Annotated in this window: 12 protein-coding genes and 1 pseudogene; 8 read left to right on the top strand and 5 right to left on the bottom strand. The window is 68.1% G+C overall.

Annotated features, from left to right (window positions below):
* Positions 1–6 precede the first annotated feature (6 nt).
* From QN347_RS13490 to cobS, 5 genes are read left to right on the top strand one after another with little or no spacing between them, the layout of a single operon-like run.
* On the top strand, positions 7–561 hold the full coding sequence (locus QN347_RS13490; RefSeq protein ID WP_133191513.1) for a hypothetical protein: 555 nt from the start codon (positions 7–9) through the stop codon (positions 559–561).
* A complete protein-coding gene (locus QN347_RS13495; RefSeq protein ID WP_133191512.1) occupies positions 558–965 on the top strand; it encodes a DUF1636 domain-containing protein in 408 nt (135 codons plus the stop codon). The genes QN347_RS13490 and QN347_RS13495 overlap by 4 nt, the downstream gene beginning before the upstream one ends.
* On the top strand, positions 962–1,975 hold the full coding sequence (gene cobT, locus QN347_RS13500) for a nicotinate-nucleotide--dimethylbenzimidazole phosphoribosyltransferase (RefSeq protein ID WP_322161960.1): 1,014 nt from the start codon (positions 962–964) through the stop codon (positions 1,973–1,975). Before QN347_RS13495 ends, cobT begins: the two co-directional genes overlap by 4 nt.
* On the top strand, positions 1,972–2,541 hold the full coding sequence (locus tag QN347_RS13505; protein WP_322161958.1) for a histidine phosphatase family protein: 570 nt from the start codon (positions 1,972–1,974) through the stop codon (positions 2,539–2,541). The genes cobT and QN347_RS13505 overlap by 4 nt, the downstream gene beginning before the upstream one ends.
* Positions 2,538–3,251: an adenosylcobinamide-GDP ribazoletransferase gene (gene cobS, locus QN347_RS13510; RefSeq protein WP_322161956.1), complete on the top strand. Its 714-nt coding sequence runs from the start codon at positions 2,538–2,540 to the stop codon at positions 3,249–3,251. The genes QN347_RS13505 and cobS overlap by 4 nt, the downstream gene beginning before the upstream one ends.
* Here the strand turns inward: cobS and QN347_RS13515 are convergent.
* The 3 genes from QN347_RS13515 to QN347_RS13525 are packed head-to-tail and all read right to left on the bottom strand — an operon-like array spanning position 3,216 to position 6,590.
* On the bottom strand, positions 3,216–4,685 hold the full coding sequence (locus tag QN347_RS13515; RefSeq protein ID WP_322161954.1) for a cobyric acid synthase: 1,470 nt from the start codon (positions 4,683–4,685) through the stop codon (positions 3,216–3,218). The two genes, cobS and QN347_RS13515, sit on opposite strands and share 36 nt — an antisense overlap.
* Positions 4,673–5,611, bottom strand: coding sequence for an adenosylcobinamide-phosphate synthase CbiB (gene cbiB, locus QN347_RS13520; RefSeq protein ID WP_322161952.1), 939 nt, complete (start codon positions 5,609–5,611; stop codon positions 4,673–4,675). The genes QN347_RS13515 and cbiB overlap by 13 nt, the downstream gene beginning before the upstream one ends.
* Complete coding sequence (locus QN347_RS13525; RefSeq protein WP_322161950.1) at positions 5,604–6,590, bottom strand: aminotransferase class I/II-fold pyridoxal phosphate-dependent enzyme; 987 nt, start codon at positions 6,588–6,590, stop codon at positions 5,604–5,606. The genes cbiB and QN347_RS13525 overlap by 8 nt, the downstream gene beginning before the upstream one ends.
* An 82-nt stretch (positions 6,591–6,672) precedes the next feature.
* Between QN347_RS13525 and cobU the strand changes: the two genes are divergently transcribed.
* On the top strand, positions 6,673–7,194 hold the full coding sequence (gene cobU, locus QN347_RS13530; protein WP_189676338.1) for a bifunctional adenosylcobinamide kinase/adenosylcobinamide-phosphate guanylyltransferase: 522 nt from the start codon (positions 6,673–6,675) through the stop codon (positions 7,192–7,194).
* 13 nt (positions 7,195–7,207) lie between these two features.
* On the opposite strand, the pseudogene QN347_RS13535 reads toward cobU, so the two are convergent.
* Both QN347_RS13535 and QN347_RS13540 read right to left on the bottom strand, forming a co-directional pair.
* Positions 7,208–10,029, bottom strand: a pseudogene (locus QN347_RS13535) (PAS domain-containing protein).
* Positions 10,030–10,108: 79 nt separating this feature from the next.
* Positions 10,109–11,584, bottom strand: a complete 1,476-nt coding sequence (locus tag QN347_RS13540; protein ID WP_322164164.1) for an ATPase domain-containing protein — start codon at positions 11,582–11,584, stop codon at positions 10,109–10,111.
* Positions 11,585–11,737: 153 nt separating this feature from the next.
* Here QN347_RS13540 and QN347_RS13545 point away from each other — a divergent pair, with 153 nt between their 5' ends.
* Positions 11,738–12,886 (top strand): zinc-binding dehydrogenase, encoded by a 1,149-nt coding sequence (locus tag QN347_RS13545; RefSeq protein WP_133191502.1) that lies wholly within the window; start codon positions 11,738–11,740, stop codon positions 12,884–12,886.
* 212 nt (positions 12,887–13,098) lie between these two features.
* Positions 13,099–13,746, top strand: coding sequence for a hypothetical protein (locus QN347_RS13550; protein WP_323494058.1), 648 nt, complete (start codon positions 13,099–13,101; stop codon positions 13,744–13,746).
* Positions 13,747–14,082: the final 336 nt, after the last annotated feature.

Consider the following 14,082-nt stretch of genomic DNA (forward strand, 5'->3'; position numbering starts at 1 on the left):
ATGCCGATGACCACCGACCTTCACGCGCGCCAAGCCGATCTGCTGTGGATCCTGCTCTTCACCATCGCGAGCACGCTCACCACGCTGATCTTCGCTTGCGCCACGCCCTTTCCCGCGCTCGCAGCCTTGGCGGCGGTGCATCTCGATCGCCGTGACGGCGTCGCGCTGATGGTTGCCGCCTGGGCGGTGAGCCAGGCGGTCGGGTTCTGCGTGCTGGGCTATCCGTGGGACGCCGCGACCGCGCTGACCGGCGTCGCGATCGGCACCGCTGCGGTGGCGGGCGCGATCGTATCGAGCCTCGTCGATAACCGCGTTCCGGCGCGCTCGACCGTCGCGCGGCTCGCGATCGCCTATGTCGCGGCCTTCGCCGTGTTCAAGCTGGCGATCCTGCTCTGGGCGCCGGTGATCGGCCATGCCGATGTCGCGCTATCGCTGCCGATCCTGCAACGCCAGTTCGTGCGCTACGCCGCGATCCTCGCTGCGTTCTACGCGCTCTACCGCGTGCTGACCGCGGCGGGCGTGCCAGCCCCGGCGGCCGCGCCGCAGCCGGTGACGGCATGACCTTGCGCGAAGTGACCGACGGCCCAGCGGTCGTCGCGTGCAACACGTGCCGCTTTTCCGCCGACGCCCGCGACGATGCCGCCAATGTGCGCGGCGGGGCGCGGCTGGTCGAGGCGTTGCGCGCGGTCCAGGCCGAGCCCGGCTATGACGGCGTCGCGGTGCAGGAAATGCCGTGCCTGTTCGCCTGCCAGGATTTCTGCACGGTGCATCTGCGCGCGCCGGGCAAGGTCGGCTATGTGCTCGGGCGCTTCGAGCCGAGCGCGGAGGCCGCGCGCGCGATCCTCGATTATGCGCTGCTCTATGCCGAGAGCGACGCGGGCCAGGTGCCCTATCGCAGCTGGCCCGCCGGGGTGAAGGGGCATTTCATCACGCGCACGCCGCCGGCCGGCTTCGTCGTCGAATGACCGCATTCGCGTCGGTCGCCGCGTTCGAGGGCGCGCTCGTCGCGCTGCCCGGGCCCGATTGCAGCGCGCAAGCCGAAGCGGCCGAACGGCAGGGACAATTGACCAAGCCGCCGGGTTCGCTCGGGCGGCTCGAAGAGCTCGCCGTGTTCGTTGCCGGGTGGCAGGGCGTCAGCGTCCCACGAATCGCGCATGGTCGCGTCGCGGTGTTCGCGGGCAATCACGGAATCGTCGCGCACGGCGTCAGCGCGTTCCCGGCGGCGGTGACGGCTGAAATGGTCCGCAACTTCCGGAACGGCGGCGCTGCGATCAATGCGCTGGCGGCGGCGGCGGGGCTCGAACTGGTCGTCGTTCCGCTCGACCTCGACCGACCGACCGCCGACTTCACCCGCTCACCCGCAATGTCGGCCGACGAATGCCTCGCCGCGCTGAATGCCGGTGCGGCGGTGGTGCGCGACGGCGTCGATCTGCTCGTGCTCGGCGAGATGGGGATCGGCAATTCGACCGCTGCCGCGGCGCTATGCGCGCGCAGCTTCGGCGGGGCGGCTGCCGACTGGGTCGGACCCGGGACGGGGGTCGATGCCGCGGGGGTCGCGCGCAAGGTCGCGGTGGTCGAGGCCGCGCTCGCCTGCCATGCGGATGCCCCGACGACCGCGTTCGAGACGCTCCGCCGTGTCGGCGGGCGCGAGATTGCGGCGATCGCCGGCGCGGTCGTCGCCGCGCGGCTGGCGGGCGTGGTGGTGGTGCTCGACGGGTTCATCTGCAGCGCAGCACTCGCGCCGATCGCTGCGGCGCATCCCACGATTACCGACCATTGCATCGCCGGGCATTGCTCGGCCGAGCCGGGGCATGCGCGCTTGCTCGCTCGGCTGGGGCTTACGCCGCTGCTCACTCTGGGCATGCGGCTCGGCGAGGCGAGTGGTGCCGCCGTGGCGGCGGGGGTGATCCGCGCTGCACTTGCCGCGCATGCCGAGATGGCGACCTTTGCCGAAGCCGGCGTCTCGGGCGCGTGAGCGCGCCGGTCCTGCTCCACCTGCTGCGCCACGGCGCGCCCGAGTTGACGGGCACGCTGCTCGGGCGGACCGACAGCGCGGTGACGGCGCAAGGCCTTGCCGACTGTGCGCGACGGGCCATCGAACTCGATGTCGCGACCGTCGTAAGCTCCGACCTGATCCGCGCGCGCGCCTGTGCGGAAACGATTGCGCGCGACCGCGGGCTTGGCGTGACGGTCGACCCGCGCTGGCGCGAGCTCAATTTCGGCGCGTGGGACGGGCACGCGCCCGCGACGATCGACCCCGCCGCGCTCTCCGCCTTTTGGGATGACCCCGACGCCAATCCGCCGCCCGGGGGTGAACGCTGGTCGAGCCTCGCCACGCGCGTCGGCTTGGCGTGCCGCGACATCACCGTACCGACCTTGGTGGTGACCCATGCCGGCGCGATGCGCGCCGCGCTCGCCACGCTGTGCGGGTTTTCGCAAGCGCAGACCTGGTCGATCGACCTTCCCTACGCCGCCCTGCTGTCGCTGCGGGTATGGCGCGAACCGAGCCTTGCCGCGCAGATCGTCGGACTGGCGACATGAAGCGGCTGATCGTCGCGTTCGGTTTCCTGACTCGCCTGCCGATGCCGCAAGTCGCGGCCGACGGAAACGATTTTGCCGCGGCAATCCGCGCTTACCCGATCGTCGGGCTAGCGATCGGCGGACTCGTTGCAGCGAGCGGCTGGGCGGGAAGCCAGATCGATCCGTGGGTCGGCGCGCTCGCCGCGCTGGTCGCTTGGGTGGCGGTGACCGGCGCGCTGCATCTCGATGGGCTTGGCGATCTCGCCGACGGGCTCGGCGCCGCGCATGGCGACCGGACGCGGCTGCTCGCGGTGATGGCCGATCCGCATATCGGCAGCTTCGGGGTCGTCACGATCGGGCTGCAGCTGCTCGCAAAGCTCGTCCTGCTCCATGCGCTAACGGGCGTCGCGTGGTGGCCCGTGATCCTCGTGCCGTTTGCGGCGCGGACCGGGCCGCTCGCCTGGGCGCGCTGGCTGCCGCCGCTGCGTGATGGGCTCGGCGCGCGTGTCGCCACCGCAGTGCGACCGCGCGATCTGATCGGCTGGGCGCTCGTGCTTGGCGCGACGGCGGTCGCGCTGCCCGCTGTGCTCTTCACGCCAGTCCTGATCCTCGGTTTCGGCCTTTGGCTGCGCTGGCGCGTCGGCGGCGTGAGCGGCGATTGCCACGGCGCGGGGATCGAGCTGGTCGAAACCGGGCTATTGCTCGCGATCGTCGCGTGCGGTCTGCGATAGCGCGATCAGCGCGTCGATATCGACATGGCGCTCGAGTGTCGCGGCAATCGCATCGAGCGCGGCATCGATCGACGCGCGGTGGTCTGGCCCGGCGCCCTCGACACCGATCCGCGCGAGCCACGCCGCGCGCTGGCGCGCATCGCCAAGCAAGCCGTGGACATAGCTGCCGCATACCAGCCCGTCGGCGCTCATCGCCCCCTCGGCGCGGCCATCGCCGAACTGGCCGACAGGCCGCGCGGTATCGGGGCCGGTGGTGCGCCCCATATGAATCTCATAGCCATCGAACGCCGCGCCGAGCGCCGTGCCGCTGACCGCGCCGACGGTCTTTGCGCGCCCGATCTCGGTCTCGACGTCGAGCAGGCCGAGCCCCGGCACCGCGCCGACCGGCCCCTCGATCCCGTGCGGATCGGATACGACGCGCCCGAGCATCTGATACCCGCCGCATAGACCGAGCACCGGCCGCCCGCGGCGGTGGTGCGCGAGGATATCGATATCCCACCCTTGCGCGCGCACGAACGCGAGGTCGGCGATCGTCGCCTTCGATCCGGCGAGCACGATCAGCGCCGCATCGGGAATCGGCTGACCAGGCGGCACCATCACCAGTTCGACATCGGGCTCGAGCCGCAACGGATCGAGATCGTCGAAATTGGCGATCCGCGCGGTGATCGGACACGCGATGACGATACGCCCGTCGCCACCGACGCTGCGGCGTTCGAGCACGACTGCATCCTCGCTTGGCAAGCGTACCGCTTCGGGCAGCCACGGCACCACGCCGAACCCGCGCCAGCCGCTGCGCGCCTCGATCGCGCGATAGCCGTCGTCGAACAGCGCGGGATCGCCGCGAAACTTGTTGACCAGGAAGCCGTGGATCATCGCCGCATCGGCGGGATCGATCACCGCGCGCGTGCCGACCAGCGACGCGATCACCCCGCCGCGATCGATATCGCCGACCAGCACCACCGGCACCCCCGCCGCGCGCGCGAACCCCATATTGGCGATGTCGCCGCTGCGCAGGTTGATCTCGGCGGGGCTCCCGGCGCCTTCGATCACGACGATATCGGCCTGCGCGCGCAAGCGGTGATAGCTCGCCAGCACATCGTCCAGCAGCCCGGCACGCCCCTCGCGCCAGTTCGCCGAGCCGAGCGTGCCGCGCACGCGACCGTGAACGATGACCTGCGAGGTGCGGTCGCCCTGCGGCTTGAGCAGCACCGGGTTCATGTCGGCATGCGGCGCGACGCGCGCGGCGAACGCCTGCGTCGCCTGCGCGCGGCCGATCTCGCCGCCATCGGCGGTGACCGCGGCATTGTTCGACATGTTCTGCGGCTTGAACGGCCGGACGACGAGCCCGCGATTGGCGAGCGCGCGACACAGGCCGGCGACCAGCACCGACTTGCCCACGTCCGACCCCGTCCCCTGCAGCATCACAGCACCCATGCAACGCCCCCTGCCACGATCCACAGCAATGCGCACCCCCGCCGATAGACGCCGAGCGCGCGACGGATCTCGCGCGCGCCGATCACCACGGCGCCAGTCCCGATCCACGGCTTTTCGGCGACCACGCCATCATAAGCGATCGGCCCGGCGAGCCGGACGTCGAGCACCCCCGCCATCGCCGCCTCTGGCCAGCCGGCGTTGGGCGAGGCGTGCTTGCCCGCATCGCGCCACAACGTCGCCCAGCCGCCCCCGCCGACCGCGCAGAGGATCATTCCGGCGAGGCGCGCGGGCACCAGGTTCGCCACGTCATCGCTCCGCGCCGCCGCCCACCCGAACATCCGCCAGCGCGGCTCACGGTGGCCGATCATGCTGTCGGCGGTGTTGAGCGCCTTGTAGATCCACAGCCCCGGCAGTCCCCCCAGCAGCAGCCAGAAGAACGGCGCGACGACGCCGTCGCAGAAGCTTTCGGCGAGACTCTCGATCGCGGCGCGGGCGACGCCGGCTTCGTCGAGCGCGGCTGTGTCGCGCCCGACGATCATCGCCACCGCACGCCGCGCCGCAGGAAGATCGCCCGCCTCGAGCGCGGCCGCGACGGGACGGACGTGATCGTCGAGGCTGCGCTGCGCCAGCCCCGGCCAGGCAAGCACCGCAATCCCGATCCATGCCCAACCGCCTAGCAGCGCCCGCAGCGCCAGCGTCGTTCCCCAGGTGATGGCGCCCACGCTGCCGACCAGCAGCAGCACCGTCAAAATTCCGCCAATCCACCGCGCCTGCGGCGACCGCGTTGCACCATTCCAGCGCGCCTCGCACGCCGCGATCAGCCGCGCGCACCACCCGACCGGATGGCCGATCCGCGCATACAGCCCGCCCGGCCAGCCGAGCAGCGCGTCGAGCGCGAGCGCGCCGAGCGTGATGGGCTCAACCACCACCCAGCGCCCGATCGAGCCTTGCCAAGGCAGCCGCGCTCCCCGGCAAACCGATCCGCAGCCAGTCGGGGGCATAATCGAAGGGCCGCGTCAGAATCCCCGCCGTCGCGAGCCGCTCAAACACCACCGCAGCATCATGCGTCTCAACTAACCGGAACAGTGGGCAATCCCCCCGCGGCGCAAGGCCGTGCCGTTGCAACACTCGGTCGAGCGCAGCAGCAGCCGCAGCAAGCTCGATCCGCATCGCGTCGCGCCACTGCGTATCGCGATATGCGCCGATGCCGAGCTCGATCGCGGCCGATGAAACCGGCCAGCTTCCGAGCCGCTCGCGATACCCCGCAACGATCGCCTCGGCCCCGCAAACGAAGCCGAGCCGCACCCCGGCGAGACCGTAGAATTTCCCGAACGAGCGAAACACCAGCACCCGGTCATCACCGCGCAGATGCGGCAGCACGCTCGCCCCAGCGACACAATCGGCGAACGCCTCGTCGATCACCAGCCAGCCGCCATCCGCAGTGCGCGAGCGAGCAAGGTCGAGCAGCGTTTGGGGCGCGATCACCCGCCCGTCGGGATTGTTGGGATTGGCCAGCAACGCGCTGCGCCAGTCCGCGCCGGCCAGCGCCTCGCTCTTAACCGGCGTGGCATCGGGCAAAGCGGCAAAGTGCGAGCCATAGCTCGGCGCAACGACACAGGCCGGCCCCGGCAACCCCATCGTCGCGAGCAAGCGCAGCCCGATCTCGCTCCCCGGCAGCGCGGCGATCGCCCCGCACGGCATGCCGAACGCCGCCGCCGCTGCATCCTCGAGCGCTGCCAGCCGGCACGGCGAGGGCAGCACGCGCGGATCGGCCAGCGTCAGCGCCGCAGGATCATAGCCGTTCGGATTGATCCCGGTCGACAGATCGAGCCACGGCAAGGGCGCCGCCGGATAGCGCAGCGCCGCGGCATCGATGCGGCCGCCATGGATCGTCAATACGGACACGGCTCTAGCTCTCGACTTGCGGCATGCCGGGTGCCATCGCCAATCCGCTTGCCGCGCGCAAGCCGCGATAAGGACGCTGCCGATGCCGACCTTTACCAAAAGCCTGTTGGTGCTCGGCGGCGCGCGTTCGGGCAAGAGCCGCCATGCGCAGGCGATTGCCGAGGCGAGCGGCGGCGACCTCGTCTTCATCGCCACCGCGCAAGCCTTTGACGGCGAGATGACCGACCGCATCGCGCGCCACCGCGCCGACCGCGACGCGCGCTGGCGTACGCTCGAAGCGCCGCTCGATCTCGCCGAGGCGATTGCGGCGGAGGACCGGCCGGGCGCGACGATCCTCGTCGACTGCCTGACGCTGTGGGCGTCGAACCTGCTCCTCGCCGACGCCGATACCGATGCCGCGGCGCAAACGCTTGTCGCTACCCTCGCGCGGGCCAGCGCGCGAATCGTGTTGGTCTCGAACGAAGTCGGCTTCGGCATCGTCCCCGACAATGCGCTCGCCCGCCGCTTCCGCGACGTCGCGGGGCTGCTCAACCAGCGCGTCGCGGCGGTGGTGAGCGAAGTCGATTTCGTGATCGCCGGGCTACCGCAACGGCTCAAGGGCTAGCGCGTCGGCGCGGTTACGTGCCGTTCCCGACCGCGCCCTCGCCCCCCGTCCCGAGCAAGTCGCGGATCCGCGCGCTCATCACGTCCATCGGAAACGGCTTGGTCAGGATGTGCATCCCGGGATCGAGATGGCCATTCCCGATCACCGCATTCTCGGCATAGCCGGTGATGAACAGGATCTTGAGATCGGGCCGCTTCTGCCGCGCCGCATCGGCGAGCTGACGCCCATTCATCCCCTTGGGCAGCCCGACATCGGTGATCAGCAAATCGATCCGCACGGGTGAATCGAGGATCGCGAGCCCCGCCGGACCATCGGCCGCCTCGAGATAGTTGCAGCCGATATCGGCGAGCAAATCGGTCACCAGCATCCGCACGGCATCCTCGTCATCGACGACGAGGACGGTCTCGCCACTCGCCAGCGGCAAGGTCGCTTCGGTTGGCAGCGCTACTTCGTCGATCGCGTGCTGGCCGACGACGCGCGGAAAATAGAGGCACATCGTCGTGCCCTGCCCGAGCTCGGAATAGATCCGCACTTGCCCGCCCGACTGGCGGACGAAGCCGTAGATCATCGAGAGGCCGAGCCCAGTCCCCTCACCGAGCGGCTTGGTGGTGAAGAACGGGTCGAATGCGCGCTCGATCGTCTCGGCGCTCATTCCCGAACCGGTATCGGTGACGCATAGCGACACATATTGGCCCGGTGGCAATTGCCGCTCGGCAGCCGCCTTCTCGTCGAGCCATTTGTTTGCGGTCTCGATCGTGATCCGCCCGCCTTCGGGCATCGCGTCGCGCGCGTTGATGCACAGATTGAGCACTGCGTTCTCGAGCTGGTTGGGATCGATCAACGCGGTCCACAATCCGCCCGCGCCGACGACTTCGAGCTCGATCGTCGGCCCGACCGAGCGGCGCAGCAGATCGTCGAGGCTGACGATCAGCCGATTGATGTCGGTCGGCCGCGGATCGAGCGTCTGGCGGCGCGAGAAAGCGAGCAAGCGGTGCGTCAGCGCCGCCGCGCGCTTCGCCGCCTGCTGCGCTGCCTCGACATAGCGCTCGACATCGCCGGACCGGCCCTGGCGCACGCGGATCTGCATCAGCTCGAGGCTGCCCGAGATTGCGGTCAGCAGATTGTTGAAATCATGCGCGATGCCGCCGGTCAGCTGTCCGACCGCCTCCATCTTCTGCGCTTGCCGCAATTGCGCCTGCGCCGCCTCGAGCTCGAGCCGCGCTTCCTTCTCCGCGGTAACGTGGCGCCCGCTGGCATAGATCAGCCCGTCGCCCGACGACGCCACCCACGACACCCAGCGATAGCTGCCATCGCGGTGGCGGATGCGGTTCTCGAACTGGCGCAAGGGTTCGACCTGCGCCAGGCGATACGCGGCTTGCGAGGCGAGCGCATCGTCGGGATGGACGAAGTCGTCATAGGCTCGCCCTTCCATATCGCGCGGATACCAGCCGAGGATTTCGGTCCAGGCGGGATTGACCGCGACGAACCGCCCGTGCGGGTCGATCACGCCGAGCAGGTCCTGCGAATTCTGCCAGGTGCGGTCGCGCTCGCGCGTTCGCACTTCGACCTCGCGCTCGAGCGAATCCGCGAGGTCCGCAAGCGCCGTCTCGGCGTTGCGGCGTTCGATCGCCGATTGCGTGCGGTTCGCCACATCGCGGATGAACGCGATGTCCTCGGCCGACCAGGGGCGGACCTCGGCATGGTTGAGATAGAGCAAGGCGACGAACTGGCCGTTGTCGACGATCGGCATGTTGATGAATGCGCGCGCCGAAATCGCCTCGAGCGCGCTCGCGCCGTCGGCGGTGCGCGGGTCGAGCCGGGCGTCGGCGATCGCCGCGGTATCGCCGCGCTTGAGATCCTCGATATACGATCCGTAGTCCCGGAAATGGAGCGTGCCGGCTAGGCTCTCGATCCCCGGCATGTTCCAGTCGCGCTTGACGGTGATCGTCTCGCGCACCGGGTCGATCGTGCCGTACCCGGCGCGGCTTACCCCCATCGTCTCGCCGAGGATGCGCGCGGCGAGGAACGACATCTTGTCGGCATCGGTCATATGCCGCAACGCGTCGCCGAGTTCGAGCAGCGCTCGCTGGCGCAGTTCGTCCTGCCGCCGCTCGGTGATCTCGTGCGACACCCCGACCAGTCGCACGATCGCACCCGACGGATCGCGTTCGACGCGGCCGTTGATCTGTACCCAGTGAAGCGACGCATCGCGCCACAGGCAGCGCGCTTCGAGATCGAAATCGACCCCCATCGCGACCGACTCCGCGAGCGCGTCCTCGAGCAGTGCGCGATCCTTCGGATGGACGGTGTCGATAAGGTCTTCGAAATCGAAGCGATCGTCGGCCCCGCGCCCGAAATGCGCCTTGCTTTCGGGCGCGGCGCTGAGCGTTCGCGCCGGCATCGCCAGCGTCCAGGTCTCGAGCCCGCCCGCCGACAGCGCGAGCTTGAGGCTCGCTTGCCCGTCATTGATTTCCTCGAGCCGCGCGCGCGCTTGATATTGCCGGATGCGCGCACGCGACGCGGCCTTGGCGAGGCTGACGAGCGTCGTCGGATGAAACGGCCGTTCGAGAAAGGTGACGTTACCGAGCGTCTCGAGCAACCGCACCGCACCGCACCCGGATTGCGCTCGAGCCCGCCGCCACGCTCGGTCAACAGGATAAACGGAAAGTCCGACCATTCCTGCTGATCGGCCAGGAATGCGGCAAGCTCGCGCAGATCGGCGTTGCGCAGCGCCTCCTCGGTGATGATCGCAAAGCCGGCGCCGCGTCGCAGCGCCGCCACCAACGCCGCAAGGTCGGGCACCGTCTCGGCGACGAGCCCCGCTTCCGCCAGCATCGCTCGCGCGATCGCACCATCGCGACCACGCGGCGCAAGCACAACGGCACCTTCTGCAAACGTACGGTTCAACGGTCGTTCAAGCCTTCGTGCCAAGGAGCCCTTCGTCGTCCCCCAGCAAGGTCGGCACGCCCCGCAACACGCCCTGAAAGCCCGTCAACGGCTCACCGAGCGTGATCCCGTTGTCGCCGATCATGAACTCGCGGATCGTGTCCTCGTGGGGACCGGTCCGCTTCTTAACGACCGAAATCGCTCTTCGGACCCGTCCGCGCGCTTCGAAATATCGCAGCAAAATAACGGTATCGGCGAGGTAGGTGACATCGACCGGCGACTTCATGTCGCCGACCAGCCCGTGCTGCGCGACCGTCAGGAACGTCATCACGCCCTGCCGGTTCAGATATTGCAGAAGCTCGTGCATGTGCAGGATCAGCGCCTGCTCTTCGGGCATCGCCGCCTGATAGCCGTTGAGACTGTCGACGATCACGGTGCGCGCGGCATGCGTCTCGACACAGGCGCGGACACGTTCGGAAAATTCGCCCGGCGTCAGTTCGGCAGCGTCGATCTGCTCGATCACCAGATTGCCCGCCGCGACCATCGCCTGCAGATCGATGTCGAGCCCCTTGGCGCGTTCGAACAGCAGACCGAGCTCTTCGTCGAAGATGAACATCGCCGCGCGCTCGCCGCGCGCGACCGCAGCCTTGACGAATCCGAGCGTCAGCAGCGACTTGCCGGTCCCGGCCGGACCGAGGATCAAGGTGCTCGCGCCGCGCTCGAACCCGCCACCGACCAGCGCGTTGAAGGCGGGATCATCGACCCCGACGGTTTCGCGCGTGAAAGCGGTCTTGTGCTCGGCCGCAACCAGCCGCGGAAACACGCGGATCCCGCCGGTCCCGATGACGAAATCGTGATAGCCGCCAAGATATTTGCGGCCGCGATATTTGAGCACGCGCAGGCGGCGGCGTTCTGCGCCGTAATTCGGCGACAGCTCCTCGAGCCGGATCACCGCATGCGCGACGCTGTGGACGGTCTTGTCGCCGACATCGGCGGTGAGATCGTCGAGCATCAGGACCGTCGCGTCGGCCTTGGCGAAATAATGCTTCAGCGCGAGGATCTGGCGACGATAGCGCAACGAGCTTTGCGCCAGCAGACGGATTTCGGACAAGCTGTCGAGCACGACGCGCACAGGCCCGATCCGCTCGAACGATTCGAAGATCCGCTTGGTCGTCTCGCCAAGCTCGAGATCGGAGGAATAGAGCAAGCTCTGTTGCTGATCGGCGTCGAGCAGGCTTTCGGGCGGTACGAGTTCATAAATATTGAACCCGTCGGCGAAGCTCCAGCCATGCGATGCAGCGCCATCGCGCAACTCTTCCTCGGTCTCCGATAAGGTGATGTAGAGCGCGCGCTCTCCCGCCGCGACGCCCGCCATCAGGAATTGCGTGGCGATCGTCGTCTTGCCCGTACCGGGGCTTCCTTCGAGGAGAAACAACCGCCCGCGCGAAAGGCCGCCGGCCAGAATGTCATCGAGGCCTGTCACCCCGGTCGCGCAATTGTCCATCAAGCCTCACTACACCATCGTCGCTTCGCTTCGTGCCACGCGCCCACGTCTTCGATCCCTACCAAACCGTCGCCGGGGAGAGAACCACGTTCGCACTCGCGCGCGGGTCACTCAGCGGCTAGGGATGGCGCTACTATAAGAGAGGAAATCCCGATGACCGATCCTGTTCCAAGCACTGGCCTCCAATTGCTGTCGCGCGTCACCAAGGACGCGCATCTCGAGGTCTCGCTGATCGACCAGCCGGTTCCCGCGCCGCGCGACGATCAAGTCGTCGTCAAGGTGCTGGCAACGCCAATCAATCCGTCCGATCTGGGATTGCTGTTCGGCGCCGCCGACATGAGCAGCGCTGTCGCGACGACGCGCGACGGCCATCCGCTCGTCACCGCCGATGTGCCGCCAGGCGGAATGCGCGCGATGGCGGGCCGGCTCGATGAAGCGATGCCGGTCGGCAACGAAGGCTCGGGGATCGTCGTCGCAGCCGGCGCCTCGCCCGCCGCGCAGGCGCTGCTCGGCAAGACCGTCGCGATGCTCGGTGGCGCGATGTACGCGCAATATCGCGTTCTGCGCGTCGCCGAGTGCATGGTGCTCCCCGACGGCACCGCGCCCGCCGACGGCGCATCGTGCTTCGTCAATCCGCTGACCTCGCTCGCGATGACCGAAGTGATGCGGCGCGAAGGCCACACCGCACTGGTCCACACCGCCGCCGCGTCGAACCTCGGCCAGATGCTCGTCAAGATCTGCCTCAAGGACGGGATCCCGCTCGTCAACGTCGTCCGCAGCCCGGCGCAGGCCGAGTTGCTGCGCGGGATCGGCGCGGTGCATGTCGCCGATTCGAGCCAGCCCGACTTCCTCGAGACGCTGACCGCGATGATGGTCGAGACCGGCGCGACGCTCGCCTTCGACGCGATCGGCGGCGGCAAGCTGGCCGGGCAGTTGCTCAGCTGCATGGAGGCAGCCGCAGTCAAGCGGATGACGACCTATAGCCGCTACGGATCGGACACCTTCAAGCAAGTCTATATCTATGGCGGGCTCGACGTCGCGCCGACCACGCTCAACCGCAACAGCTTCGGCTTCAGCTGGTCGCTCAGCGGCTTCCTCCTGACGCCGTTCCTCGTCAAGATCGGCGCCGAGGCGGTCCAGGCGCTCAAGGATCGCGTCGTTGCCGAGCTGACGACGACCTTTGCGAGCCACTACACACACGAAATCTCGTTGGTCGAGGCGCTTCAGCCAGACGTGATCGAAGCGTATAATCGCCGCGCGACGGGGACGAAGTATCTGATCTGCCCGCACAAGGCGGGCTGATCGCCGCAGGGCGAACGTCAGGCACCCCCAACGGGATACACCCGCCTGACGTTCGCCCGGGCCAACCGCTGCGCATTGAGGAACCGACCTGCACGGCAAAGCGTTTGAGCGGATTAAACCCGCTCGAGGTTGAATCCGTGGCCCGACACCGAATGTCCCTGGAGTGTGCCCCCTTTGCCGAGACCGCCGGCTTGCGCGCCGATCTGGCGGAGGTGAAAGCACAGCTCCGCGCGGCACGATCGGCGCTCGACGACGAGCGCGACCGCGCGGCCCAGCTGATCACGACGATTCGATCGATCGTCTCGCAAAGTCCTGCCTCGGGCGGGCCGGCCGATACCATTGCGGACCACTTTGCCGCACGGCTCGACGTCCTGGCACGCTATCACCGGCATCCCCGCGAATCGCACGACCTGGAAATGCTCATTCGCGATGAACTGCGCGAATTCCAATTCGGATGGGATCCGCGGATCACGATCGGTGGCCAGATCACATGGGTCCAGCCCGCACAAGCGCAAGCGCTGGCGCTCGCGTTCCACGAACTAATCATCAATGCGCTCAAGTTCGGTGCCTTGTCGCACCCTGGCGGCAAGCTGCAGATCGCCTGGGTGGTGGCGACCAGCGAGCTGCGGCTCGATTGGACCGAAACCGGCGGCGCCGTCGAGCAAAACGTCGCCCACCATCACGGCTTCGGGCGCGAACTGATCGAGCAGGCGCTGCCCGATCAACTCGGTGCGCGCACGCACTTCGCGTTGCGAGCGGACGGACTCCACTGCCGAATCGGATTGCCGCTCGGTTCGCGCCACGCCTTCACGCACCGCATCGTCGCGAACATCCTATCGCAGAGCACCGCATTACAATAAATTTGGTTGGGGCGGTTCCGCGTCGCTGACATAGATACGGCACAGTATTGTCGAACTATTTGACGCGATTGATCTACATTATTGCCATTCTTACAGGCTTTCCGCAGTATCGGGTGTCAGCGAGTACGCCATGCCTATGGCGCTGGAGTGTTCACCCCAAATTACTCGGGCTATCATGGACCAGCAGACTGCTCCGCACGACTTCGACCAGGCGAAACGGGGGGCAAACGTGCTCGAAGACCCGTTTGTACCGCTGTTGGGCTTTGTTGCATAACGTCGCGAGAGCATAACCGCGCTTTTACTTGAAGATGTTATGAGAGGCGGACGGTCACCGGT

The organism is Sphingomonas sp. 10B4 (genome assembly GCF_035019905.1).
Classification (GTDB): Bacteria; Pseudomonadota; Alphaproteobacteria; order Sphingomonadales; family Sphingomonadaceae; genus Sphingomonas; species Sphingomonas glacialis.